This is a genomic window from Microbacterium sp. NPDC055502, assembly GCF_053643635.1.
Map to the genome: position 1 here is coordinate 197472 of NZ_JBSHKJ010000003.1, position 23731 is coordinate 221202.

Annotated in this window: 25 protein-coding genes; 22 read left to right on the forward strand and 3 right to left on the reverse strand. The window is 71.0% G+C overall.

Annotated features, from left to right (window positions below):
• The first annotated feature begins 39 nt into the window (after window positions 1–39).
• Entirely contained in the window at window positions 40–987 is a 948-nt protein-coding gene (locus ACWH95_RS17260) for a methylenetetrahydrofolate reductase (RefSeq protein WP_454121075.1), read from the forward strand.
• Window positions 988–1009: 22 nt separating this feature from the next.
• Window positions 1010–3322, forward strand: coding sequence for a 5-methyltetrahydropteroyltriglutamate--homocysteine S-methyltransferase (gene metE / locus ACWH95_RS17265; protein ID WP_454121076.1), 2313 nt, complete (start codon window positions 1010–1012; stop codon window positions 3320–3322).
• 55 nt (window positions 3323–3377) lie between these two features.
• On the opposite strand, the gene lexA is transcribed toward metE, so the two are convergent.
• Entirely contained in the window at window positions 3378–4070 is a 693-nt protein-coding gene (lexA, locus tag ACWH95_RS17270) for a transcriptional repressor LexA (protein ID WP_136034303.1), read from the reverse strand.
• Window positions 4071–4358: 288 nt separating this feature from the next.
• Here lexA and ACWH95_RS17275 point away from each other — a divergent pair, with 288 nt between their 5' ends.
• From ACWH95_RS17275 to hisH, 4 genes are read left to right on the forward strand one after another with little or no spacing between them, the layout of a single operon-like run.
• Window positions 4359–4727 carry a LysM peptidoglycan-binding domain-containing protein gene (locus ACWH95_RS17275; protein WP_136034301.1) on the forward strand — a complete coding sequence of 123 codons (369 nt, stop codon included), beginning with the start codon at window positions 4359–4361 and terminating at the stop codon, window positions 4725–4727.
• Window positions 4728–4761: 34 nt separating this feature from the next.
• Window positions 4762–5856, forward strand: a complete 1095-nt coding sequence (locus ACWH95_RS17280; protein ID WP_205814367.1) for a histidinol-phosphate transaminase — start codon at window positions 4762–4764, stop codon at window positions 5854–5856.
• On the forward strand, window positions 5853–6470 hold the full coding sequence (gene hisB, locus ACWH95_RS17285) for an imidazoleglycerol-phosphate dehydratase HisB (RefSeq protein ID WP_136034298.1): 618 nt from the start codon (window positions 5853–5855) through the stop codon (window positions 6468–6470). Before ACWH95_RS17280 ends, hisB begins: the two co-directional genes overlap by 4 nt.
• Window positions 6467–7102 (forward strand): imidazole glycerol phosphate synthase subunit HisH, encoded by a 636-nt coding sequence (hisH, locus tag ACWH95_RS17290; protein WP_136034296.1) that lies wholly within the window; start codon window positions 6467–6469, stop codon window positions 7100–7102. The genes hisB and hisH overlap by 4 nt, the downstream gene beginning before the upstream one ends.
• A 48-nt stretch (window positions 7103–7150) precedes the next feature.
• Here hisH and ACWH95_RS17295 read toward each other — a convergent pair whose 3' ends face one another.
• Window positions 7151–8017 carry a MinD/ParA family ATP-binding protein gene (locus ACWH95_RS17295; RefSeq protein WP_240745374.1) on the reverse strand — a complete coding sequence of 289 codons (867 nt, stop codon included), beginning with the start codon at window positions 8015–8017 and terminating at the stop codon, window positions 7151–7153.
• Window positions 8018–8273: 256 nt separating this feature from the next.
• On the opposite strand from ACWH95_RS17295, the gene ACWH95_RS17300 reads away from it, so the two are divergent.
• From ACWH95_RS17300 to ACWH95_RS17310, 3 genes are read left to right on the forward strand one after another with little or no spacing between them, the layout of a single operon-like run.
• Window positions 8274–8981: a hypothetical protein gene (locus ACWH95_RS17300; RefSeq protein ID WP_454121077.1), complete on the forward strand. Its 708-nt coding sequence runs from the start codon at window positions 8274–8276 to the stop codon at window positions 8979–8981.
• Window positions 8978–9724 (forward strand): bifunctional 1-(5-phosphoribosyl)-5-((5-phosphoribosylamino)methylideneamino)imidazole-4-carboxamide isomerase/phosphoribosylanthranilate isomerase PriA, encoded by a 747-nt coding sequence (priA, locus tag ACWH95_RS17305; RefSeq protein WP_136034294.1) that lies wholly within the window; start codon window positions 8978–8980, stop codon window positions 9722–9724. The genes ACWH95_RS17300 and priA overlap by 4 nt, the downstream gene beginning before the upstream one ends.
• Complete coding sequence (locus ACWH95_RS17310) at window positions 9708–10505, forward strand: SseB family protein (RefSeq protein WP_454121078.1); 798 nt, start codon at window positions 9708–9710, stop codon at window positions 10503–10505. The genes priA and ACWH95_RS17310 overlap by 17 nt, the downstream gene beginning before the upstream one ends.
• An 18-nt stretch (window positions 10506–10523) precedes the next feature.
• Here ACWH95_RS17310 and ACWH95_RS17315 read toward each other — a convergent pair whose 3' ends face one another.
• Window positions 10524–10922: a DUF1844 domain-containing protein gene (locus ACWH95_RS17315; protein WP_136035894.1), complete on the reverse strand. Its 399-nt coding sequence runs from the start codon at window positions 10920–10922 to the stop codon at window positions 10524–10526.
• A gap of 207 nt (window positions 10923–11129) precedes the next feature.
• On the opposite strand from ACWH95_RS17315, the gene infC reads away from it, so the two are divergent.
• The 13 genes from infC to pheT all read left to right on the forward strand — a co-directional run bounded on the left by infC (window position 11130) and on the right by pheT (window position 23657).
• Complete coding sequence (infC, locus tag ACWH95_RS17320; protein ID WP_136034288.1) at window positions 11130–11804, forward strand: translation initiation factor IF-3; 675 nt, start codon at window positions 11130–11132, stop codon at window positions 11802–11804.
• Window positions 11805–11878: 74 nt separating this feature from the next.
• The gene (rpmI, locus tag ACWH95_RS17325; RefSeq protein WP_136034285.1) at window positions 11879–12073 is read left to right on the forward strand and encodes a 50S ribosomal protein L35; all 195 of its coding nucleotides are present in this window, start codon (window positions 11879–11881) and stop codon (window positions 12071–12073) included.
• 31 nt (window positions 12074–12104) lie between these two features.
• Entirely contained in the window at window positions 12105–12491 is a 387-nt protein-coding gene (gene rplT / locus ACWH95_RS17330; protein WP_017202428.1) for a 50S ribosomal protein L20, read from the forward strand.
• A gap of 84 nt (window positions 12492–12575) precedes the next feature.
• Window positions 12576–13388 carry a TrmH family RNA methyltransferase gene (locus ACWH95_RS17335; RefSeq protein WP_454121079.1) on the forward strand — a complete coding sequence of 271 codons (813 nt, stop codon included), beginning with the start codon at window positions 12576–12578 and terminating at the stop codon, window positions 13386–13388.
• A gap of 38 nt (window positions 13389–13426) precedes the next feature.
• Entirely contained in the window at window positions 13427–14098 is a 672-nt protein-coding gene (locus tag ACWH95_RS17340) for a response regulator transcription factor (RefSeq protein WP_136034281.1), read from the forward strand.
• A 3-nt stretch (window positions 14099–14101) separates the two neighbouring features.
• Window positions 14102–15478 carry a sensor histidine kinase gene (locus ACWH95_RS17345; protein WP_168443078.1) on the forward strand — a complete coding sequence of 459 codons (1377 nt, stop codon included), beginning with the start codon at window positions 14102–14104 and terminating at the stop codon, window positions 15476–15478.
• Window positions 15475–16434, forward strand: coding sequence for a TAXI family TRAP transporter solute-binding subunit (locus ACWH95_RS17350; RefSeq protein WP_454121080.1), 960 nt, complete (start codon window positions 15475–15477; stop codon window positions 16432–16434). Before ACWH95_RS17345 ends, ACWH95_RS17350 begins: the two co-directional genes overlap by 4 nt.
• Window positions 16435–16707: 273 nt before the next feature.
• A complete protein-coding gene (locus ACWH95_RS17355; protein WP_136034321.1) occupies window positions 16708–17454 on the forward strand; it encodes an amino acid ABC transporter ATP-binding protein in 747 nt (248 codons plus the stop codon).
• 42 nt (window positions 17455–17496) lie between these two features.
• The gene (locus tag ACWH95_RS17360; protein ID WP_136034279.1) at window positions 17497–18411 is read left to right on the forward strand and encodes a glutamate ABC transporter substrate-binding protein; all 915 of its coding nucleotides are present in this window, start codon (window positions 17497–17499) and stop codon (window positions 18409–18411) included.
• A gap of 81 nt (window positions 18412–18492) precedes the next feature.
• On the forward strand, window positions 18493–19140 hold the full coding sequence (locus ACWH95_RS17365; protein WP_136034277.1) for an amino acid ABC transporter permease: 648 nt from the start codon (window positions 18493–18495) through the stop codon (window positions 19138–19140).
• Entirely contained in the window at window positions 19137–20063 is a 927-nt protein-coding gene (locus ACWH95_RS17370) for an amino acid ABC transporter permease (RefSeq protein ID WP_454121081.1), read from the forward strand. The genes ACWH95_RS17365 and ACWH95_RS17370 overlap by 4 nt, the downstream gene beginning before the upstream one ends.
• A gap of 49 nt (window positions 20064–20112) precedes the next feature.
• The gene (pheS, locus tag ACWH95_RS17375; RefSeq protein ID WP_136034273.1) at window positions 20113–21153 is read left to right on the forward strand and encodes a phenylalanine--tRNA ligase subunit alpha; all 1041 of its coding nucleotides are present in this window, start codon (window positions 20113–20115) and stop codon (window positions 21151–21153) included.
• Complete coding sequence (pheT, locus tag ACWH95_RS17380; protein WP_454121082.1) at window positions 21153–23657, forward strand: phenylalanine--tRNA ligase subunit beta; 2505 nt, start codon at window positions 21153–21155, stop codon at window positions 23655–23657. Before pheS ends, pheT begins: the two co-directional genes overlap by 1 nt.
• Window positions 23658–23731: the final 74 nt, after the last annotated feature.

A 23731-nucleotide genomic window follows, 5' to 3' on the forward strand; every position in this document is an offset into this window, starting at 1 on the left:
CCGTCCGCGCGCCCCGGCCCCCTGTCCCCAGGAGTGAAGATGTCCACCGAGATCGACACCACCGGCACCGCCCGCGTGCCGTTCTCCTTCGAGCTCTACCCCCCGCGCAACGCGTCGAGCGAGGAGGCGCTGCACGAGACCGTCCTGCGCCTGGCCGCAGCCAGTCCGGAGTTCCTGTCGGTGACCTACGGTGCCGGCGGCTCCACCGGGGGGCGCTCGCTCGACGTGCTGCGCTTCATCCGCACCCACACCGACGTCGAGCCCCTCGCTCATCTCACGTGCGTCGGCAACACCTACGCCGGGGCGACCGCGCTCATCCGCGAGTTCCTCGACGCGGGGATCCTCAGCTTCCTCGCCCTGCGGGGCGACCCGCCCGCCGGGCAGACCGAGGACTTCCTCGGCGACCTGGAGAGCGCGGCCCAGCTCGTCCAGCTGATCGACCGCGTGCAGGCCGAGCGTGCGCCGTACGAGGAGTCGCCGGTTCCCGGGATCCCCGGTGCCGCCCGGGTCGCGCCGCGGCGGAGGGTGAACATCGCGGTGGCCGCGTTCCCGAAGGGCCACCCGCGGGCGACCCACCGCACGCAGGACGTGGAGGCCCTGCTCGCGAAGCAGGCCGCCGGTGCGACGTTCGCGATCACACAGCTGTTCTTCCACGCCGACGACTACCTGGCCTTCGTGGAGCGTGCCCGCGCGTCCGGGGTGACCATCCCGATCCTGCCCGGCATCATGCCCATCACCTCGCCCGCTCGGCTCTCCCGCGTGCTGGAGCTCACGGGAGAGGAGCTGCCCGGAGAGCTCTCCATCGCCCTCGACGTGGAGCCGACCGCCGAGGGCCGCCGCGAGATCGGCATCGCCTGGGCCGCGCGCCTGGCCGCGCAGGTCGTGGCCGGCGGCGCCCCCGGCGTGCACCTCTACGCCTTCAACCAGCACGAGACCGTCCTCACCGTCCTCGCCGAAGCCGGCATCCTCCCGGCTCTGCGCCGTTAGACCCCCGCCGAAAGGAAACACCATGACCGCATTCCCCGAGGGAACCATCCTCGGCTACCCCCGCATCGGCCGTCGCCGCGAGCTCAAGAAGGCCGTCGAGGCGTTCTGGGCGGGCCGCATCGACGAGCAGGAGCTGGAGCGCACGGCCGCCGAGCTGCGCGCCGCCACCCGAGAGCGGCTCGCCGCGCTCGGCCTCGGCCGGGACGACTCCGCGATCCCGGAGTCCTTCTCGTTCTACGACCAGGTGCTCGACGCCGCGGTGACCGTGGGCGGGATCCCCTCGCGCTTCGAGCACCTGCGCGCCGCCGACGGCACGGTCGGCCTCCCGGCGTACTTCACGATCGCGCGGGGCGAGGGGGAGCGCGCGCCGCTGGAGATGACGAAGTGGTTCGACTCGAACTACCACTACCTCGTGCCGGAGATCGGTCCGGAGACGGTGTTCTCGCTGTCCAGCGACCGGCTCGTGCGCGAGGTCGCAGAGGCCGCTGCCGCAGGCTTCACCACGCGCCCGGTCGTGGTCGGCCCGGTCACCCTGCTGGCGCTCGCGAAGGCCTCGGACGACGCCCCCGAGGGCTTCGATCCGCTGTCGCGCCTGGACGACGTGCTCCCCGTGTACCGGGAGCTGCTCGCCCGCCTCCGGGCCGCGGGAGCGACCTGGGTGCAGCTCGACGAGCCGGCGCTCGTGAGCGAGTCGCTCCCCGCCGACACCGCCGCCCTGGCGACCGCGGCCGAACGCGCACTCGCCGTGCTCGGGGGAGCGGAGGACCGTCCGTCGATCCTCGTCGCCGCCCCGTACGCGGCGCTCGACGCCGTGTTCCCGGTCCTCGCGGCCGCGCCCGTCGAGGCGATCGCGGTCGACCTGGTCCGTGGCGCTGTGCCGTCCGCGGCGGAGGGTCTCGCGGACAAGACGCTCGTCGGCGGCGTGATCGACGGGCACAACATCTGGCGGGGCGACCTGGCCGCGGCGTTCGCCACGCTCGAGCGTCTGCGCGACCTGGGGGCCGCGGCCGTGTCGGCCTCCACCTCGACCTCGCTGCTGCACGTGCCGCACGACGTCGCCGACGAGACCTCGCTCGACCCCCGCCTGGTGTCGTGGCTGGCGTTCGCCGATCAGAAGGTGCAGCAGGTCGGCGTGCTGGCCCGCGGGCTGTCGCAGGGTCCCGAGGCGATCGCCGCCGAGCTCGACGAGGCCTCGGCGGCCCTGCGCGACCGGCTGGACGCGCCGGGCGTGCGCGACGGCGCGGTGCGCGAGCGGACGCTCGTCGACGCCGACTTCTCGCGGGTGTCCTACGAGGAGCGGGAGAGTGCGCAGGAGGCCCTCGGCCTCCCGGTCCTGCCCCTGACGACGATCGGGTCGTTCCCGCAGACCGCCGACATCCGTCGCGCACGGGCACGGTTCACGCGCGGTGAGATCCCCCGCGACGACTACGACGACTTCCTGCGCCGGGAGATCGCCGCGGTCGTGTCGCTGCAGGAGGACCTCGGACTCGACGTGCTGGTGCACGGGGAGCCGGAGCGCAACGACATGGTGCAGTACTTCGCCGAGAACCTCGACGGCTTCGCGGTCACGGAGCACGGGTGGGTGCAGTCGTACGGCTCCCGCGCCACACGCCCGTCGATCCTGTGGGGCGACGTCTCCCGGCCGGCACCGATCACGGTCGACTGGTCCGGATACGCGCAGTCGCTCACCGCGAAGCACCTCAAGGGCATGCTCACGGGGCCGGTGACGATCCTCGCGTGGTCGTTCGTGCGCGACGACCAGCCGCTGGGGGAGACCGCGAACCAGGTCGCCCTGGCGCTGCGCGAGGAGATCGCCGACCTCGAGGCGGCGGGCATCGCCGTGATCCAGGTCGACGAGCCGGCCCTGCGCGAGCTGCTGCCGCTGAAGAAGGCCGATCAGCCGTCCTACCTGGACTGGTCGGTGGCGTCGTTCCGTCTGGCGACCGGTGGGGCAGCACCGGGCACGCAGGTGCACACGCACCTCTGCTACTCGGAGTTCGGTGTCGTGATCGACGCGATCCGCGCGCTGGACGCCGACGTCACGTCCATCGAGGCCGCCCGCAGCCGGATGGAGGTCGTCGCGGACATCGCCGAGGCCGGGTTCGACCACGGCATCGGCCCCGGCGTCTACGACATCCACTCCCCGCGGGTTCCCGCGGTGGAGGAGGTGGAGTCCCTGCTGCGTCGCGCCGTGGAGGAGATCCCCACGCGGCAGCTCTGGGTCAACCCGGACTGCGGCCTCAAGACCCGCGGCTACGAGGAGACCACCGCGTCGCTGCGGAACATCGTCGAGGCCACGCGCCGCGTGCGCGCCGAGGTGGGCGCCTCGGTCTGATCACGTGACGAAGGCCCTCTCCGAGCGATCGGGGAGGGCCTTCGTCGTGTCCGGGTCAGACGGCTCGCAGCACCGCGACGACCTTGCCGAGCACCACGGCCTCGTCGCCGAGGATGGGCTCGAAGGCGGTGTTCCGCGGCAGCAGCCACGTGTGTCCATCGCGGCGACGGAGCACCTTGACGGTGGCCTCGCCATCGAGCATCGCCGCGACGATCTCGCCGTTCTCGGCGTCGTGCTGCGAGCGGACGACGACCCAGTCGCCGTCGCAGATGGCGGCGTCGATCATCGACTCGCCGGAGACCTTGAGCATGAACAGGTCGCCCTTGCCGACGAGCTGCCGGGGGAGCGGGAAGATCTCCTCGACCTGCTGGTCCGCGGTGATGGGCACGCCGGCGGCGATGCGGCCGACGAGGGGCACGAGCGCGGCGTCGCCGACGGGAGTCGTGACATCGGCCGGGTTCTCGGCGCCGGAGCCGGTGCCGGGCAGGTCGATCAGCACCTCCATGGCCCGCGTCTTGCCCGGGTCTCGACGCAGGTAGCCGCTCAGCTCCAGCTGGCCGAGCTGGTGCGTGACGCTGGAGAGCGACTTGAGCCCCACGGCGTCGCCGATCTCGCGCATGCTCGGCGGGTAGCCGTTCTGGGCGATGGCGGCCTGGATGACCTCCAGGATCGCCATCTGCTTGGGGCTGAGGCTCTTGCGACGGCGGGTCCGCGGCGCCTCCGACTCCGGGGCTGTGGTCTCGCTCATGATGCTCCTTCAGTGCGTGAGATCCGACGTCGCTCTTCGAATGTCGGTGGCCCGTGGTGGGGTGTCCTTGTCGAAACCGTATCCGAGAATCGCGCCGATCTGGAAGATCTGTTCGAGCGTGTCGGACGATTCGTGGACAGGGTTTCGAAGACAGCTTGACAGATGTTCGAACTCGAAGATATCTTCGGAACGTAGCTTCGCATTCACGGCTCCCGGCCGAGTCGCGGATGCGAACGCTACGCCAACCTCCCCGGGCCCTCGCGGCGCCGGGACAGTGAAGGAGCAGACATGAGCACCATCAGCCTCAGCACCGCGACCGCGATCTCCGCCACGGCCCGTCCGGCCACGCGGCTCCGGCTCACGGCTCGCGGTCGCGGTGTGCTGCTCGCGGTCGCGTCCGTCCCGCTCGCCGTCGGCATCGCCTTCGCGGCGATCAGCGGCGGCAGCGCCATCGCCTCCGGTGCCGACAAGCCCGTGGCCGCCGTCGAGACCATCACGGTCATGCCCGGTGACACCCTCTGGTCGATCGCCGGCTCGATCGCTCCCGAGGCCGACCCGCGCGACGTGATCGGCGACATCAGCCGCATGAACCTGCTCCGCGGCGGAGAGATCCAGATCGGTCAGGAGCTCGCGATCCCGGCGCAGTACGCGGAGTGACGCATGGCCGTCGGTGCCGCCTCGTCCTCTTAACATGGATAGGGTGACCCTCTCCCTCAACGATCTCCCGCTGCGCGACGATCTGCGCGGACTCACTCCGTACGGCGCACCGCAGGCACCGCTCCCGATCGCCCTCAACGTCAACGAGAACACGCATCCCGTTCCTGACGAGGTCGCCAGCGACATCCTCGACGACATCGCCGTGGCGATCCGCGACGTCAACCGCTATCCCGACCGGGAGTTCACCACGCTGCGGGAGGCGTTCGCGGACTACCTCGGTCACGGGCTCACGGCCGAGCAGATCTGGGCGGGCAACGGCTCGAACGAGGTGCTGCAGCACATCCTGCAGGCGTTCGGCGGACCGGGGCGGACGGCGTTCGGCTTCGCTCCGACCTACTCGATGTATCCGCTGATCGCGCAGGGCACGGGTGCGTCATGGGTCGCCGGCACCCGGCACCCCGACTACTCGATCACCCCGGAGGAAGCCGCGGAACAGGTGCGCGCCGCCGACCCCGACGTGGTGATCCTGTGCTCGCCCAACAACCCCACCGGTACGCCGCTCGGGCTCGACGTCGTCGCGGCGGTCTACGAGGCCGCGCGCGGCGTGGTGATCGTCGACGAGGCGTATCAGGAGTTCGCACCGCACGACGCGCCGTCCGCGCTCACGCTCCTCGACGGCCGTCCGCGGCTCGCTGTGTCGCGCACCATGAGCAAGGCCTTCGCGTTCGCCGGAGCGCGCGTCGGCTACCTGGCCGCAGACCCCGCGTTCATCGACGCGCTCCGCCTCGTGCGGCTGCCGTACCACCTGAGCGCGCTCACGCAGGCCGCGGCGGTGGCGGCGCTGCGCAACGCCGACGTGATGCTCGGCATGGTCGAGGAGATCGTCGAGCAGCGCGACCGCATCACAGCGACGCTGGAGGCACTGGGGTACACGCCCCACGAGTCCTGGTCGAACTTCGTGCTGTTCGGTGGCGTGGCCGACCCGCAGGCCACGTGGCGGCAGTTGTACGACCGCGGTGTGCTCGTGCGCGACGTCGGCATCCCCGGCCACCTCCGCGTCAGCGCGGGCACCGAGGCCGAGACGACCGCGTTCCTGGACGCCCTGGCCTCGATAGGATCGGCATCATGACCACCCCCGCGAACCCCGCCCGCACCGCGCGTCGCGTGCGCAGCACGTCGGAGTCGACCGTCGAGCTGGAGCTGAACCTCGACGGCACCGGGGTGAGCCGCATCGACACCTCCGTGCCGTTCTTCGACCACATGCTGACGGCGTTCGCGAAGCACTCGCTGACCGATCTCACCGTCCGCGCCTCCGGTGACACGCACATCGACGCGCACCACACGGTGGAAGACGTCTCGATCGTGCTGGGTCAGGCCATCCTGGAGGCGCTGGGTGACAAGGCGGGCATCTCCCGCTACGGCGATGCGCTCGTGCCGCTCGACGAGGCGCTGGCGCAGGCCGTGGTCGACATCTCCGGTCGTCCGTACCTCGTGCACGAGGGCGAGCCCGTCGGTTTCGAGCAGCACCTCATCGGCGGGCACTTCACGGGCTCGCTCGTGCGCCACTCCTTCGAGGCCATCGCGTTCAACGCGGCGCTGACGGTGCACGTGCGCGTGCTCGGCGGCCGTGACCCGCACCACATCGCCGAGGCGGAGTACAAGGCCTTCGCGCGCGCGTTCCGTCAGGCGAAGGCGCTCGACCCGCTCGTCGACGGCATCCCGTCCACCAAGGGGGCCCTGTGAGCGCGGCACCCCGCGTCGCGGTCTTCGACTACGAGTCCGGCAACGTGCACTCCGCGGTCAAGGCGCTCGTGGCCGCGGGTGCCGACGCGGTGCTCACGCGCGACCGCAGTGAGGCGCTCGAGGCCGACGGCTTCGTCGTGCCGGGGGTCGGGGCGTTCCAGGCCGTGCGTGATGCGCTGCACGCGCACGGGGGCGACGAGATCATCGGGCGGCGTCTCGCGGGCGGTCGCCCCGTGCTGGGCATCTGCGTCGGCATGCAGGTGCTGTTCGAGCACGGGGTCGAGCGCGGCCACGACACCGCGGGCCTGGGGGAGTGGCCGGGCGCGGTCACCGAGCTCAACGCTCCCGTGCTGCCGCACATGGGCTGGAACACGGTCGACCCCGGCGAGGACACGGTGCTGTTCCGCGGCATCGAGGAGGAGCGGTTCTACTTCGTGCACTCCTACGCGGCGCAGTCGTGGGAGCTCGACGTGATCCCGCCGTTCCCCCAGCCGGTGCTGACCTGGGCCACCTACGGCGATCCCTTCCTGGCGGCCGTGGAGAACGGACCGCTGTCGGCGACGCAGTTCCACCCGGAGAAGTCGGGCGAGGCGGGCATCCAGCTGCTGCGCAACTGGGTCACCAGCCTCTGAGCCCGTGAGCCGGGGGCTGTCGCACGCGGCCGGTCCGGCCGTTCGGCGTCAGAGCCCTCTGGCGACGGCCGCCGCCGCCGACAGCCACGCTCGCTGCGTCCGTCCGGCGAGGGCGGTGTAGCGCAGCGGGCCGTCGACCATCTCCCGGTCGAACGGGATCGCATGCACCTCTCGGCAGAGCGAGCGGTACCCGTCGGACACCGCGCCGATCTCGGTCGGTGTCGCGTGGGGATCGGCCTGCGAGACGATCACGACCGCCTGCTCGACGAGGTGAGCCGAGCGCTCGTCGCGTTCGGCGAGGGCTTCGAGCAGGAGGGCCCCGGCCTCGGCGTGGTCTCCGCGGGAGGTGGTCGCGACCACGAGCTGATCCGTGTGGTCGATCATCCGGCGCCACAGCGGGTCGGTCTCATCGTTGCCCGAGTCGACGAAGATGAGTCGGTAGAACCGGGAGGCCACCGTGTGCAGCACGTCGACCTCGGCCGGGCCCAGGCGATCGTCGTGTGCCAGGCGTGGCGGCTGCGAGCGGAGGACGTCGAAACGGTCGCGCGGCTGGTGATGAACGTAGTCCGCCAGGTCAGCGGCTTGGGCGCCCGGGCTGATCAGGCGGCTGCTGTCGGAGAGCATCTCCCGCAGGGTGTTGCGGTGTGATGCCGATTCCGTGCGCCAGCCGAGGGTCCCGCGCGTCTGGTGGTTGTCCCAGGCGAGCACGCCCGCACCCCCGAACCGGGCGAACACCGCGGCGAGAAGCGCTGTGGTGGGTGTCTTCCCCGCGCCGCCCTTGCTGTTCACGATCGCGATCGTGCGCGGCCCGGACCACTGGCGACTCACAGCGGCCTCGTCGCGGCGGAACGCCTCCTCGACGGAGCCGGGACCGAAGTCCATGCCGATGCGGTTGAGGGCGCCGCGGAACCCCATCCGGGCGGGCTCGGCCGGAAGCTCCTCGGTGAGGAAGGACGGGCGGGTCGTGGTCTCGCGCTGCGGCGAGCGACGGCGGCTTCGCCCGGACGATGCGGCGTGCGCAGATGCGTTCTGCGCGGACGCGTCGGCGGATCCGGCGGCGCGGGACTCGGCGGGTTCGGGGGACCGGGGGGATGCGGATGCGGATGCGTGGGCAGGGGACGCGACGGGTTCGGGGGACTCGGCGGATGCGGATGCGGATGCGGGGGCAGGGGTGATGATCTCTGCCGGAGTGCTGGTGGGGGTGGGCGCCACAGGCGGCATCTGTGCCTGTGTCGGTGTCTGTACCGGTGTCGGTGCCGGTGTCGCGGTCGGTGTCGGTGTCGCGGTCACCGTCGGTGTCGGTGTCGCGGTCACCGTCGGTGTCGGTGTCGCGGTCACCGTCGGTGTCGGTGTCGGTGTCGGTGCCGGTGCCTGTGTCGGTGTCGGTGTCGGTGTCGGTGTCGGTATCGCGTTCGGTGCCGAGGTCGAGGCCGGTGTCGAGGCCGAGGCCGGTACCGGTGCCGAGGTCGGTGTCGGCGTCGCGGCGCGCGTGGGTGCCGCGATCTGTGCGGGTGCGCGGGTGGGGGTGACCGCGGGGGTCGCGGACTGGGACGCGCGCCCCGAAGCGCGTGCGGGCCACGGCGCCGGGGAGGCGGACGACTCGGCGGCCGGGCGGGGAGCGGCCGAGCCGCGGATGGCGGACCGGGGGCGGGGGACGGCGATCTCCTGGTCGGCTCGGACGCGTCGGTACTCGGACGGGGGCCCTGGTTCTCGCGCTGACATCCGTAGCATGTTACCCGACGAAATGTCAGGCATGGATGGCGGCGCCGCTGCGACCGACGGCCGGCGTCATGCATTTGAGTGGGTGCCGACCGCCGCGGTAGCCTCGTGTGTCGCGCCCGCTCGGGCCGCAGAGACACCCGAACCAAGGACCCCATGAACGACTTCGCGCAGTCACCTTCGCTCACGCTCCTCCCCGCGGTGGACGTCGCCGGCGGCAAGGCCGTCCGACTCACCCAGGGCGAGGCCGGCACCGAGACGAGCTACGGCGACCCGCTCGACGCCGCAGGGGAGTGGGTCGCGCAGGGCGCCTCCTGGATCCACCTGGTCGACCTCGACGCGGCGTTCGGCCGCGGCAGCAACGCACCGATCCTGCGCAAGGTCATCAAGCAGTTCCGCGGCGTGAACGTGGAGCTCTCCGGAGGCATCCGCGACGATGCGAGCCTGGAGGCGGCGCTCGAGAGCGGCGCGGCGCGCATCAATCTCGGTACCGCCGCGCTGGAGAACCCGGAGTGGGCGGCCGACGTCATCAGCCGCTTCGGCGAGGCGATCGCGGTCGGCCTCGACGTGCGCGGCACCACTCTCGCCGCCCGCGGCTGGACCAAGGAGGGCGGCGACCTCTGGGAGGTGCTGGAGCGCCTGGAGGATGCCGGCTGCAGCCGCTACGTGGTCACCGACGTCACGAAGGACGGCACGCTCCGCGGCCCGAACCTGGAGCTGCTGCGCGAGGTGACCTCGCGCACGCCGAAGCCGGTCGTGGCGTCCGGCGGGGTCTCCAACCTCGACGACATCGCGGCGCTGCGCGAGCTGGTGCCGCTGGGCGTCGAGGGCGCCATCGTCGGCAAGGCGCTCTACGCCGGAGCCTTCACCCTGGCCGAGGCGCTGGATGTCGCCGGAGACTGACCCCCACGGCCACGGCCCGGAGGTGCACAACCACGCCGATTCCGCGGGTGTTCCGTGGGAGGGCCGCAGCTTCGAGTCGAACCCGCACGCGGCCGACGACGGCTCCGCCGATCCCGCCCTGCTCGACGCCCTTCAGCGCTTCCGGGCGGGCGAGGGATCGCAGGCGGAGGTCGTCGACGCCTTCCGCGCCGCGCGCGTGCTGATCCCGCTGATCGCGGAGAAGGGCGAAGAGGGGGTCGCGCCGAGCGGGCTCGCGGTCGACAAGACCCAGGAGCTGTCGATCGTCACGGTCGCGGCGCCCGATGGCCGGCGCGTCCAGCCCGTGTTCTCCTCGGTCGAGGCGATGCAGCGGTGGGACGCGACGGCGCGACCGATCCCGGTGGAGGCGGTGCGTGCGGCTCTGGCCGCATCCGCGGAGGACACCGACCTGATCGTGCTCGACCCCACATCCGACACGGAGTTCGTGATCCGGCGCCCGGCGGTCTGGGCGGTCGCGCAGGGGCACGCGTGGGAGCCGAGCTTCCTGTCGCCCGAGGTGTTCACGGCGCTGCAGGAGAGCGTCGCGCATGAGCTCGCGGTGATCGACGTGGCCGTGGCCGCGGGCGACCCCGACGCCCGCCTGCGCGGGCCCGAGCTGGTCGTGATCCTCGAGCTGGTCGACGGGCTCGAGCGCGAGGTGCTCGACGCCGTGCTCGGTCGTCTGGCTCAGCGCTGGGCGGCCGACGACCGCATCGCCGTGCTCGCGGACTCGCTCACGGTCAAGCTCCGCCGCAGCGCCTGAACCGCGACGGGCGCCGGCTCAGGTGACCGGGCCGGTCCACTTCTCGCCGGGGCCCTTGCCGATCGGGTCGGGGATGGTCGATGCCTCGCGGAACGCGAGCTGGAGCGAGCGGAGGCCGTCGCGCAGCGACCGCGCGTGCATGTCGCTGATCTCGGGGGCGCCGGCGGTGATGAGCCCGGCGAGGGCGTTGATGAGCTTGCGGGCTTCGTCGAGGTCGAGCTGTTCGGCCGCGTCGGGCTCGTCGGCGAGGCCGAGCTTGACGGCGGCGGCGCTCATGAGGTGCACGGCCGCGGTCGTGATGACCTCGACGGCGGGGACGTCCGCGATGTCGCGAACCGCGGACGAGGCCGCCTCCTCCTGTCGTGCCCAGCGCTCTTCGCGCTCGCGTGCCGCCTCGTCGGGTGCCTGGTTCGTCACTTCGCCTTGCCTTCTGTTAGACTTTGGCGGGCTCCGGAGCGTCATGCTCTGGAACGAAAGAGGATTCACTTCCCACCCGCGCTTGCCGTTCCAGGCTACCGGGTCTTGCACTCCGCCGGTTCACTCGTCACGAGAGGACCGGTAGACAGGGTGTGGAGCCGGCGTCTGAGTGCCGGCGGGTGGGAGACGAGTTCGATTTCGCCCGGGATGCATCCGCATCACGGTGGCCGAATCACATCGTCTAAGGAGCTCCGCATCAGCGATCCCCGCACCAATGAGCGCATCCGAGTCCCCGAGGTCCGCCTCGTCGGCCCCTCGGGTGAGCAGATCGGCGTTGTCCGCATCGAGGCAGCGCTGCGTCTCGCACAGGAAGCCGATCTCGACCTCGTTGAGGTCGCCCCGAACTCGAAGCCGCCCGTGGTCAAGATCATGGACTACGGCAAGTTCAAGTACGAGGCCGCCCAGAAGGAGAAGGAAGCGCGTCGCAATCAGGCGAACACGATCCTCAAGGAAGTCCGCTTCCGACTGAAGATCGAGGCGCACGACTACACGACGAAGCTCAAGCGCGCCGAGGGCTTCCTCAAGGCCGGCGACAAGGTCAAGGCGATGATCCTCTTCCGCGGTCGCGAGCAGTCGCGCCCGGAGCAGGGTGTGCGCCTGCTGCGCAAGTTCGCGGAAGACGTCGCCGAGTTCGGCACCGTCGAGTCGAACCCGACGATCGACGGCCGCAACATGGTCATGGTGGTCGCGCCGATCAAGAGCAAGTCCGAGGCCAAGCAGGAGCAGAACGCGGTGCGCGACGCGCAGCGTGCGGCGAACAAGCAGGCTGCCCGCGACGCCAAGAGCGACTCGGCCGCCCCGGCCGCACCCGCCGCGGAGTGACATCCGCCCCACGAACTCCCGCAACGCGGGTAGACACCGTCGCCTGAGAAGGCGCCATCACGAAGGAAGAGAAGATGCCGAAGCAGAAGACCCACTCGGGTGCTAAGAAGCGCTTCAAGATCACCGGCAGCGGAAAGCTGAAGAAGCAGCAGGCGAACATGCGCCACAACCTCGAGCACAAGTCGAGCCGTCGCACCCGTCGTCTGAACCAGGACCAGGTGCTGTCGAAGGCTGACACCAAGGTCGCGAACAAGCTTCTCGGTCGCTGACGCGCCGAACGCACGATAGGAACACAGGAAAATGGCAAGAGTCAAGCGGGCAGTCAACGCCCACAAGAAGCGTCGGGTCATCCTCGAGCGCGCCTCCGGCTACCGCGGTCAGCGTTCGCGCCTCTACCGGAAGGCCAAGGAGCAGGTCATCCACTCCCTGGTCTACTCGTACCGGGACCGTCGCAAGCGCAAGGGAGACTTCCGTCGCCTCTGGATCCAGCGCATCAACGCCGCCGCGCGTCAGAACGGCATGACGTACAACCGCTTCATCCAGGGCCTCGGCCTCGCGGGCGTCACGGTCGACCGTCGCATGCTCGCCGACCTCGCGGTCAACGACGCGGCCACGTTCACCACGCTGGTCGAGACGGCGAAGAAGGCTCTGCCCTCCGACGTCAACGCGCCGAAGTCGGCTGCGTAAGCATCTCGCTCCGAACGGGCGTCTTCCTGCGGGAAGGCGCCCGTTCCGCGTTTCCGGGCGTCGTCGTCGCCCTAGACTGAGATCGTGCTGGAGAACCCTCGTTCCCCCCGAGTCCGTGCCGTCGCCAAGCTGACCAAGCGCAGCGCGCGCACCGAGACCGGGCTGTTCCTGCTGGAAGGCCCGCAGTCGGTCCGCGAGGCGCTGACCTACCGCCCCGAGGCGATCGTCGAGCTGTTCGCGACACCCGGCGGCTGGGAGCGGCATCAGGACATCCGGGCGAAGGCGGCCGACGCCGACGTGCGGGTCGAATACGTCACCGAGGACGTGTTGCACGCGATGGCCGATACCGTCACCCCGCAGGGCCTCGTCGCTGTCGTGCGGCAGACCCCGACCTCGGTGCGCGACATCTTCGACGCGTCGCCCCGGCTGGTCGCGATCTGCGAGGAGGTGCGCGACCCGGGCAACCTGGGCACCATCATCCGCGCCGCGGATGCCGCAGGAGCGGACGCCGTGGTGCTGACGGGACGCACGGTCGACCCCTACAACCCGAAGGTCGTGCGCGCGACGACGGGCTCGCTCTTCCACCTGCCGGTGTCGGTCGGCGCCGAGCTGCCCGATGTCCTCGACCGCGCGCACGCCGCCGGTCTGCGCATCCTCGCGGCAGATGTGAAGGGCGACGACCTGCTGGGGGCCCGCGCGGACGGCGTGCTGGCCGAGCCCACCGCCTGGCTGTTCGGCAACGAGGCGCGCGGCCTGGAGGACGAGGCGCTGGAGCTCGCCGACCGCGTCCTGCGGCTGCCGATCTTCGGTCGTGCGGAGTCGCTCAACCTCGCCACGGCGGCGAGCGTGTGCCTGTACGAGAGCGCGTTCGCACAGCGCGCGGCGCCGACGGGCTGAGCGGGCGGGAAGAGCGGGGAAGCGGGGAAGCGGGGGCGATGAGGGTACTGATCGTCGAGGACGACGAGCGGGTCGCGGCGGCACTGGAGGCGTTCCTGGCGCGCTCCGGGTACGCGACGGTGCGGGCGTCCGACGGTGCGCAGGCGCTCACCCTCGTGGACGCCGACACCGAGGTCGTGCTGCTGGACCTCGGGCTGCCCGACGTGGACGGCATCGACCTGTGCCGTCGCATCCGTGGGCGCTCCGACGTGCCGATCGTGATCGTGACCGCCCGCAACCAGGTGGCCGAGCGCATCAAGGGGCTGCGGGCGGGCGCGGACGACTTCGTCGTGAAGCCGTACGACGTGCACGAGCTGCTGGCGCGCATCGAGGCCGTGACGCGACGCTCCCGTCCCCTGCGCACCGAGGCGGACACCCGGGTGCTGTTGCATGACGGGAGCGTGCACATCGACCTGGTGGCGCGCGAGGTGCGGGTCGACGGCGCCGTGGTGGGCCTGACCCGCAAGGAGTTCGACATCGTGGGTGTGCTCGCCCGCTACCCCGGGGTGGCGGTACCGAAGGAGCGGCTGATCCGGGAGGTGTGGAACACGGACTGGCGCGGCTTCGGGCACTCGCTCGAGGTGCACGTGGCGGCGATCCGGCGCAAGACCGGCGACCGCGGCTTCATCGAGACGGTGCGCGGTGTCGGCTACCGGCTCGCGGAGTCCTGAGTCGTGCGCCGTCGCCTGATCGTCATGTTCCTGGTGCCGCTGGTCGCGGTCCTGGTGTCGCTCGGGGGAGTGGCGGCGTGGAGCGCGTCGCGCAGTGTCCAGCAGGCGTTCTACACCGAGCAGCTGGGCGACCTCGGCTACTTCGTCACCAGCGCACGACAGGCGCTGCGCTCGGGCAGCCCCGCGGTGGTCGACGCGGAGGTACGGCGCTTCCAGGAGGTGTACGGCATCGAGGTGACCGTGTTCGACCTCGCGGGGGCCGCGTGGGCCGCGGGCGCGCACGGCGACGCGGTGCTGTCGGAGGCGGATGCGGAGCGCGTGCGGCTGGCGCTCTCCGGCCGTCGTGCCGAGCAGCCCGCGCCCGCGCCGCCGTGGGCCGTGCCGGATGCGGCGCTCGTGGAGCCGGTGTTCGACGACGGTGACGTGATCGGCGCGGTGCTGGTGGCCGGCGACGTCGACCGTCCTCGCGCCGCGATCCTGCAGCAGACGCTGCTCCTGGGCGCCGTCGTGGTGGTGCTGAGCGGGCTCGGCGTGCTTCTCGTGGCCGGGCTCGCGCGGTGGGTGCTCTCGCCGGTGCGACGGCTGGACGAGGCGATGGTGGCGATCGAGCGCGGCGAGATGGATGCCAGGGTCGCAGAGGACACCGGACCCCCGGAGCTGCGGCGCATGACGCGGGTGTTCAACGGCATGGCCGACGAGATCGAACGGGTGATGACGCGGCAGCAGGAGTTCGCGTTGAACGCCTCGCATGAGCTGCGCAACCCGCTGAACGCGCTGCTGCTGCGGGTCGAGCACCTCGCGACGGGGCTCGGAGCGGAGTGGGACGCCGACGTGGAGGAGACGCGTGAGGAGGGCCGGCGGATGAGCCGCATCCTGGAGACGCTGCTCGGGCTGGCCCGCGGCGGGCGCACGGACTCCACGCTGTCGGCCGTCGACCTGGCGGCCGTGGCGTCGCGGCGGCTGGAGGCCTGGCGCGACGTGGCCGAGCATCGGGGCATGACGCTGCACCGCACCGGCGAGGACTCGGTGATGACGATCACGGACCGCACGATCGTGGAGGCCGCCCTGGACGCGGCGATCGACAACGCCGTCAAGTACTCGCCCGCCGGAGGCACGATCGAGATCGGGGCGCGGCGCCACGCCGACGGGTGCCATCTCACGGTGCGCGACCACGGGGCGGGGCTCAGCCGGGAGGACGCGGAGGCGGCGACGGATCGGTTCTGGCGCAGCGCCGACAGCGGCGACCAGCCGGGCACGGGCCTGGGGCTGGCGATCGCGACGGACCTGCTGACGACGGTGGGCGGAGAGCTGCGGGTGAGCTCGGCCGACGGCGGCGGGCTGCTGGTCGCGCTGGTGCTCCCCGCGGAGGGCGCCGCGTGAGCCGGGTGGGGCGCCTGGTCGCCGGACTGCTCGTGACGTGCCTGGCGCTGACGCTCGGGGCGTGTGCGACCCGGTCGGGCGAGTGGGGCGACGAGGAGTACACGATCGCGAGCGGAGGCTCGACGGGTGTGTACTTCGCCTACGGCACCGCGGTGGCCGACGCGGTGTCGAGCGCCAGGACGGTCGACCTGGTGGCGGAGCAGACGGCCGGATCGGTCGACAACCTGCTGCGGGTGAGCGCCGGGGAGGCGCTGCTGGGGTTCGCGCAGGGCGACGCCGCTGCCGACGCGGTGGCCGGGACGGGAGCTTTCACCGAGCCGCAGGACGTGACGGCGGTCGCACGGCTGTACGACGAGTACCTGCAGGTGATCGTGCGCGGTGACTCCCCGGTGCACGACCTCGCCGATCTCGCCGGGATGACGGTGTCGCTCGGGGCGGAGAACTCGGGGGTCAACGTGATCGCGGGGCGCGTGCTGGACGCGGCGGGGGTGGACGCGGCGTCGATCCGCGACCCCCAGCTCGACCTCGGTGCGTCGATCGCGGCCATGGCGGAGGGCGAGATCGACGGGTTCTTTTGGGTGGGCGGGCTGCCGACCCCGGGGATCGCGCAGCTGGCACGGACCGCGGACGTGCGCCTGCTGCCGATCGAGCAGGAGTGGGTGAACGAGGTCAACGACCGCTACTCGCACGCGTACAGGCCCGCCGACGTGCCGGCGGGAACGTACGGGCTCGCTGCCGCGGTCACCACCCTCGCCGTGCCGAACTACCTGGTCACGGCGGGCTCGACGCCCGCGGGGGTGGTGCGCGATGTGCTGGCGACGCTGTTCGATGCCAGGACGGCTCTCGCGCAACAGGTGCCGGCGGCGGCGCTGCTCGACCGGAGGTCGGCCATCTTCACGGGTCCGGTGCCGTTGCACCCCGGCGCGCAGGAGTACTACCGCGACCTGCGGGGGTGATCCGCGGCGGCCGTCCGGCTGCTCAAGAAATCCTCAAGAAGTCGGACGGCACCCGAGCAGCTCTGCCAGGGTGAGGTCGATCGCACACGATCGGACACCTGCTGCCTGCTGTCGCTGGGAGCGTGGCAGCAGGGCGATCCCACGGCCCGAGGGGGCGGGCCGTGGGGCGACCCTGCACTGCCGCATTGTCGCCGCGATCAGGTGATTACGAACGTGTAAACCTCACCGTGGTGCCTGGAACCGCGCGCAACGCGTGGCTAGTTTGGAGAAATGATGACCTCTGAAACCCCTCTCGTCGTCGTGGAGAACGTCCAGAAGCACTACGGCGAGTTCCAGGCGCTCAGCGACATCGACCTGACCGTGAACACCGGCGAGGTCGTCGTCGTGATCGGCCCGTCCGGGTCGGGCAAGTCGACGCTGTGTCGCACGATCAACCGCCTGGAGACGATCACGAGCGGCTCGATCCGCATCGACGGCAAGGAGCTCCCCGCCGAGGGCAAGGCGCTCGCGCACCTGCGCGCCGACGTCGGCATGGTGTTCCAGTCGTTCAACCTCTTCGCCCACCTCACGATCCTGGAGAACGTGACGCTCGGGCCGATCAAGGTCCGCGGCCTCAAGAAGTCGGAGGCCGAGGCCGAGGCGATGACGCTGCTGAAGCGCGTGGGCGTCGCGCAGCAGGCGAACAAGCTCCCCGCGCAGCTCTCCGGCGGTCAGCAGCAGCGCGTCGCGATCGCGCGGGCCCTGGCGATGCAGCCCAAGGTCATGCTGTTCGACGAGCCCACCAGTGCGCTCGACCCGGAGATGATCAACGAGGTCCTCGACGTCATGGTCGAGCTCGCCCAGGACGGCATGACGATGATCGTCGTCACGCACGAGATGGGCTTCGCGCGCAAGGCCGCCGACCGTGTCGTGTTCATGGCCGACGGCCGGATCGTCGAGGAGGCGAAGCCGGAGGAGTTCTTCACCAACCCGAAGAGCGACCGCGCCAAGGACTTCCTCTCGAAGCTCCTCACCCACTGACCCCACCAGACCCTGCACCCACAGCACACGAAGGAGACGCACATGCGACGCACACGGACACTGGCAGGCATCGGGATCGCGGCGGCGGCGCTGCTCGCCCTGACCGCCTGCAACAGCGGCACCCCGTCCAGCACCGGAGCACCCGAGGACGGCGACGAGGACACCTCGAGCGCCACGCCGTGGACGGTGCTGGAGGACGTCAGCATCGACGGCAGCCCGACCTTCGACCGGATCTCGGAGTCGGGGACCGTCAAGGTCGGCGTCAAGGAGGACCAGCCCGGTCTCGGCTACCTCGACCCCGTGACCGGCGACCGCACCGGCTTCGACGTCGACATCGCGCGCTGGATGGCCGCATCGCTCGGCGTGGACCCGGAGAAGATCGAGTTCCAGGCGATCGCCTCCGCGAACCGCGAGCAGGCCATCGTCAACGGCGACATCGACTACTACGTCGGCACCTACTCGATCACCGACAAGCGCAAGGAGCAGATCTCCTTCGCCGGCCCGTACTTCGTCACCGGTCAGGGCCTCCTCGTCGGCGCCGACAGCGACATCGAGAGCGTGGACGACCTGAGCTCGTCCACCACGGTGTGCTCGGCGACCGGCTCGACCCCGATCCAGAACATCAAGACGAACTACCCCGATGTCCCGACCAAGGAGTACGACACGTACTCCAAGTGCGTCGAGGACCTGAAGAACGGTCAGGTCGACGCGGTCACGACCGACGAGGCCATCCTCATCGGCTACGCCGCCCAGGACCCCGACAACCTGAAGGTCGTCGGCGAGCCCTTCAGCGAGGAGCGCTACGGCATCGGCGTGGCCAAGGGCGACGACGCGCTGGTCGAGTACTTCAACACGCAGCTGACGGACGGTGGCGACATCTGGCAGCAGATCTTCGACAACAACCTCGGTGCCTCCGGTGTGAAGGCGGAGCAGCCCGAGGTCGACCCGGTCGGTTGATCACCGCGGGGCGGGCGGCACGGTCGCCCGCCCCGCTTCCGTCGCCTCATCTGACGTAGAAACGAACCGAAAGGCACAGCAGTGGGAGTGATCTCAGACCACCTCGATCTCTGGGGTGAAGCGCTGTGGGGGACCATCGCGCTGTTCCTCGGCGGTGGCCTCATCGCCGTGGTGCTCGGCCTCATCGTGGGCGCGGCCAGGGTGTCGCCGGTTCCGATCGCGCGCGCCGTCGGTGGCGTGTACGTGAACTGGATCCGCAACACCCCGCTCACGCTGGTGATGTTCTTCTTCGCATTCTGCCTCCCGATCCTGCTGGGGGAGCGGGTCAACGCCCTGCTCCTCGCCGTGATCGCGCTGGGCCTCTATACCGCCACCTATGTCGCGGAGGCCATCCGCGCCGGCATCAACACGGTCCCGGTCGGGCAGGCGGAGGCCGCGCGGGCGATCGGACTGAACTTCGGCCAGGTCATGCGCTACGTCGTGCTCCCGCAGGCGACGCGGTCCGTGGTCCCGCCGCTCATGAGCGTGCTGATCGCCCTCATGAAGAACACCACGGTGGCCGCCGGGTTCTCGGTGGTCAACCTCGGCACGATCAGGGCGGCACTGAGCGAGCGCGGCGAGAACGCGCTGGTCGTGCTGCTGTGGGTCATGGTCATCTTCGTCGTGCTCGTGCTGCTGCTCAGCTGGGTGCAGCGCGTGCTCGAGAACAAGTGGAGGATCGCGCGATGAGTTCCGTCCTGTTCGACGTCCCCGGGCCCCGCGCGGTCGCCCGCAACCGTCTCATCGGTGCCGTCACGGTGCTGGTGGTGCTGGCCGTCCTCGGCTGGGTGGTCTGGCGGTTGTACGCCACCGGCCAGTTCGCCCCCGAGAAGTGGAACATCTTCACCTACTCCGCGGTCTGGGTGCGCTTCGGCGAGGGGCTGCTGAGCACCCTGGCCGCCTTCGCGGTCGCGGGGGTCGGCTCCCTCGTGCTCGGTTTCGTCCTCGGCATCGGCCGGCTCTCCGAGCACGCCTGGGTGCGTGAGCCCGTGCGGTGGATCATCGAGATCCTGCGGGCCGTGCCCGTCCTGATCCTGATGATGCTGCTCTACTACGGTCTTCCCGTGCTCGGCGTCAAGATGCCGCCCTACTGGGCCGTGGTCATCGCGCTGATCGTCTACAACGGCTCCGTGCTCGCCGAGGTCCTGCGCGCCGGGATCGAGTCGCTGCCGCGCGGACAGCAGGAGGCCGGTTACGCGATCGGTCTGCGCAAGACGGGGGTCATGTCGCTCATCCTGCTCCCGCAGGCCGTGCGGGCCATGATGCCCGTGATCATCGCGCAGCTCGTGGTGGCGCTGAAGGACACCGCGCTCGGCTTCATCATCACGTACAAGGAGCTGCTGTACGTCATCAACCAGATCGGCAACCAGGCGCCCTACGGCTCGCCGCTGATCCCGGCGGCGATCGTCGGCGGCTCGATGTACGTGGCGGTCTGTCTCCTGCTCTCCTACATCGCCTACCGGCTGCAGCGTCGGGCGAAGCGCTCGCCGAAGGCGGGACCGGCCGAGCCCGATCCGCGGCAGCACGGCGGCGAGACCAACACCTCGCTCATCGTGCTCCAGAAGGGCGCGGGGAAGTTCGACGCCGACAACGCCGGAGGTCCGGGTCTCTGAGTCGCGACCGGCGCGGGACGCGCGTCCCGCGCCGGTAGACTCGACTCCCGTGTCAGAGTCTCCGGAAATCACCCCCGACGCGGTCGAAGCCGCCGTCGCCGACGCCCTCGCGGCGATCGATGCGGCCGCCGACACCGCCGAGCTGAAAGCCGCCCGAGCCGCGCACGTCGCCGAGGGATCGCCGCTCGCGGTCCTGAACGCCTCGATGCGCCAGGTCGCCCCCGAGAACAAGGCCGCGTTCGGCAAGCTCGTCGGCCAGGGGCGGGGGCGCGTGACCCAGGCGCTCGCGGCGAAGGAGGCCGAGCTGGCCGCCGCCGAGGTCGCCGCACGGCTCGAAGCCGAGCGGGTCGATATCACCGCGGTCCCCTCGCGCACGCGCGTCGGTGCCCGCCACCCGCTCACGCTGCTCCAGGACCAGGTCGAGGACATCTTCGTCGGCATGGGGTGGGAGATCGCGGAGGGGCCGGAGCTCGAGCACGAGTGGTTCAACTTCGACGCGCTGAACTTCGACGTCGATCACCCCGCTCGCCAGGAGCAGGACACGTTCTACGTCGACCCGACCTCGCGTCACCTGGTGATGCGCACGCACACCAGCCCGGTGCAGGTGCGCTCGATGCTCGACCGCGAGGTGCCGATCTACGTGCTGTGCCCCGGGCGGGTGTACCGCACCGACGAGTTCGACGCCACGCACCTGCCGGTGTTCACGCAGTTCGAGGGGCTCGTGATCGACAAGGGCATCACGATGGCGCACCTGAAGGGCACGCTCGACCACTTCGCGCGTCAGCTCTTCGGCCCGGAGGCGAAGATGCGCTTCCGCACGAACTACTTCCCCTTCACCGAGCCCTCCGCCGAGCTCGACCTGTGGCACCCGACCTTCAAGGGCGGCGCGCGCTGGATCGAGTGGGGCGGCTGCGGCATGGTCAACCCGAACGTGCTGCGCGCGGCAGGGATCGATCCAGAGGTCTACAGCGGCTTCGCGTTCGGCATGGGCATCGAGCGGGGACTCATGTTCCGCAGCGATGTGCAGGACATGCGGGACATGGCCGAGGGCGATGTCCGTTTCAGCGAGCAGTACGGGATGGTGGTGTGATGCGCGTCCCGCTTTCGTGGCTGCGTGAGTACGTCGATCTGGCTCCGGAGACCACGCCAGAGGATGTCCTCGCGGCGCTGGTGACGGTCGGCTTCGAAGAGGAGGACGTGCACCGCTTCGCCATCACGGGTCCCGTGGTGGTCGGCCAGGTCGTGTCGCTCGAACCGGAGCCCCAGTCCAACGGCAAGACCATCAACTGGTGCCAGGTGGACGTCGGTGAGGAGCACGGCGGTGTCCGCGGGATCGTGTGCGGGGCGCACAACTTCGTCGCCGGGGACAAGGTCGTCGTGACCCTTCCCGGTGCGGTGCTGCCCGGCCCGTTCCCGATCGCCGCGCGCAAGACCTACGGGCACGTGTCCGACGGGATGATCGCCTCCGCGCGCGAACTCGGCCTCGGCGACGAGCACAACGGCATCGTCGTGCTGTCCGACCTCGGCATCGACGCCCCGGTGGGCACCGACGCCATCGCGCTGCTCGGCCTCGACGACGTCGCGGTGGAGATCAACGTGACCCCCGATCGCGGCTACGCCTTCTCGGTCCGCGGTGTCGCCCGCGAGTATGCCCACGCCACGGGCGCGACCTTCCGCGACCCCGCGGAGCGCGACTTCGCCGAGCTGCAGCCCGGCTCCGGTCACACGACCGTCGTCGACGACCGGGCCCCGGTGCGCGGCAACGTCGGTGCGAGCGAGTTCGTCACGCGCGTCGTGCGGGACGTGGACCCCTCGCGCCCGACGCCGCCGTGGATGATCGCCCGGCTGAGCCTCGCCGGCATGCGGTCGCTGGGCGTGCTGATCGACATCACGAACTATGTGATGCTCGAGCTCGGGCAGCCGCTGCACGGCTACGACCTGGACAAGCTCGCGGGCGGCATCACGGTGCGTCGCGCGACGCCGGGCGAGAAGATGACCACGCTCGACGGCGTGGAGCGTGCGCTGCACGAGGAGGACCTGCTCATCACGGACGAGTCCGGTCCCATCGGCCTCGCCGGTGTCATGGGTGGCGGCACGACCGAGATGAGCGACACCACGCGCAACGTGCTGATCGAGGCGGCGACGTTCGACCCCACGACCATCGCCAGGACGGCCCGTCGCCACAAGCTGCCCAGTGAAGCGTCCAAGCGCTTCGAGCGGGGCGTCGACCCGCTGATCCCCTTCGTGGCGGCGCGTCGGGCGGCCGACCTCATGGTCGAGCTCGCCGGCGGGACGCTCACCGACGAGGGTGGCGCGCTGTTCGCCGAGGTGTTCGTGGGGGACATCGCGCTGCCGGCCGGCTTCGTGCAGGGGCTCATCGGCGTGGACTACACCGACGACGAGATCACGGGCGCCCTCACGACCATCGGCGCCGAGGTGACGGAGGCGGAAGCCGGCTGGACCGTGATCCCGCCCACCTGGCGACCCGACCTCACCGACAAGTGGACGCTCGCGGAGGAGGTCGCCCGCATCCACGGGCTCGACCGCATCCCCGCGGTCTTGCCGACGCCGCCGTCCGGTCGCGGCCTCACCGCCCACCAGCAGGGTCGTCGCCGCGTGGCGAACGCACTCGCGGCGGCGGGCTTCGTCGAGACGCCGGCCTTCCCGTTCACGACCGAGGCGCAGAACGACCTGCACGGTTTCGCGTCGGGGGAGCACCTGCCGAGCATCCGCCTGGCGAACCCGCTCGACGGGCAGGCCCCGTACCTGCGCCGCTCGCTGATCCCGGGGCTGCTGCAGACCGCGCACCGCAACATCGCCCGCGGCATGACCGACCTGGCCCTCTTCGAGACGGGCCTCGTGTTCCTGCCGGAGCCGGGCGTCGAGTACGGAACCGACGAGGTGCCGCCGCTCGGCGTGCGCCCCTCCGACGAGACGCTCGCCGCGCTCGACGCGTCCATCCCACCCCAGGAGCGCCACATCGCGGTGCTCCTCACCGGCAACGTGTCGCCGCGTCAGCCGGGTCGTCCCGCCGAGGCGTCGGGGCTCGCGGAGGCGCTGGACGCGGTCCGCGTGATCGCTGCCGCCGCGGGCATCGACATCGACGTGCGACAGGCGCAGCGCGCCGCGCTGCATCCCGGCCGCACCGGGGCGCTCGTCGCGGCCGGCGAGGAGGTCGGCTACGTCGGGGAGCTGCACCCCTCGGTGGCGGAGGACGCCGACCTGCCCGGTCGCGCCACCGTGCTCGAGCTCGACCTCGACCGCATCCTCACCCTCGCGGGGACGCGGATCGTGGCGGCCTCGCTGTCGACGTTCCCCGCGGCCACGCAGGACGTGTCGCTGACCGTGGCCGCCGATGTGCCGGCGGGCGAGGTGCGGGCGGCGCTCGCCGACGGGGCGGGCGCGCTGCTGGAGTCGGTGCGACTGGTCGACGACTACCGCGGTGAGGGCGTGTCCGAGGGAGCAAAGAGCCTGACGTTCGCGCTGCGTTTCCGCGCCGACGACCGGACGCTCACCGCTGCGGAGGCGACCGACGCCAAGCTGGCGGGTGTCGCGGTCGCGGCGGAGCGATTCGGCGCCGCACTGCGCGACTGATCGACCCCGTCGCGAAGGCCTTCCGCTCTGCACTGAGCGGAAGGCCTTCCGCCTTTCCCCGGATGCTGCTGACA

What these genes read in the sequence shown, in the direction of transcription:
- ACWH95_RS17260 (WP_454121075.1), top strand. Translation starts at nt 40, where the DNA reads ATGTCCACCGAGATCGACACCACCGGCACCGCCCGCGTGCCGTTCTCC.
- metE (WP_454121076.1), top strand. Translation starts at nt 1,010, where the DNA reads ATGACCGCATTCCCCGAGGGAACCATCCTCGGCTACCCCCGCATCGGC.
- lexA (WP_136034303.1), bottom strand. Translation starts at nt 4,070, where the DNA reads ATGAGCGAGACCACAGCCCCGGAGTCGGAGGCGCCGCGGACCCGCCGT.
- ACWH95_RS17275 (WP_136034301.1), top strand. Translation starts at nt 4,359, where the DNA reads ATGAGCACCATCAGCCTCAGCACCGCGACCGCGATCTCCGCCACGGCC.
- ACWH95_RS17280 (WP_205814367.1), top strand. Translation starts at nt 4,762, where the DNA reads ATGGATAGGGTGACCCTCTCCCTCAACGATCTCCCGCTGCGCGACGAT.
- hisB (WP_136034298.1), top strand. Translation starts at nt 5,853, where the DNA reads ATGACCACCCCCGCGAACCCCGCCCGCACCGCGCGTCGCGTGCGCAGC.
- ACWH95_RS17295 (WP_240745374.1), bottom strand. Translation starts at nt 8,017, where the DNA reads ATGGGGTTCCGCGGCGCCCTCAACCGCATCGGCATGGACTTCGGTCCC.
- priA (WP_136034294.1), top strand. Translation starts at nt 8,978, where the DNA reads ATGAACGACTTCGCGCAGTCACCTTCGCTCACGCTCCTCCCCGCGGTG.
- ACWH95_RS17310 (WP_454121078.1), top strand. Translation starts at nt 9,708, where the DNA reads ATGTCGCCGGAGACTGACCCCCACGGCCACGGCCCGGAGGTGCACAAC.
- infC (WP_136034288.1), top strand. Translation starts at nt 11,130, where the DNA reads ATGCATCCGCATCACGGTGGCCGAATCACATCGTCTAAGGAGCTCCGC.
- rpmI (WP_136034285.1), top strand. Translation starts at nt 11,879, where the DNA reads ATGCCGAAGCAGAAGACCCACTCGGGTGCTAAGAAGCGCTTCAAGATC.
- rplT (WP_017202428.1), top strand. Translation starts at nt 12,105, where the DNA reads ATGGCAAGAGTCAAGCGGGCAGTCAACGCCCACAAGAAGCGTCGGGTC.
- ACWH95_RS17340 (WP_136034281.1), top strand. Translation starts at nt 13,427, where the DNA reads ATGAGGGTACTGATCGTCGAGGACGACGAGCGGGTCGCGGCGGCACTG.
- ACWH95_RS17355 (WP_136034321.1), top strand. Translation starts at nt 16,708, where the DNA reads ATGACCTCTGAAACCCCTCTCGTCGTCGTGGAGAACGTCCAGAAGCAC.
- ACWH95_RS17360 (WP_136034279.1), top strand. Translation starts at nt 17,497, where the DNA reads ATGCGACGCACACGGACACTGGCAGGCATCGGGATCGCGGCGGCGGCG.
- ACWH95_RS17370 (WP_454121081.1), top strand. Translation starts at nt 19,137, where the DNA reads ATGAGTTCCGTCCTGTTCGACGTCCCCGGGCCCCGCGCGGTCGCCCGC.
- pheT (WP_454121082.1), top strand. Translation starts at nt 21,153, where the DNA reads ATGCGCGTCCCGCTTTCGTGGCTGCGTGAGTACGTCGATCTGGCTCCG.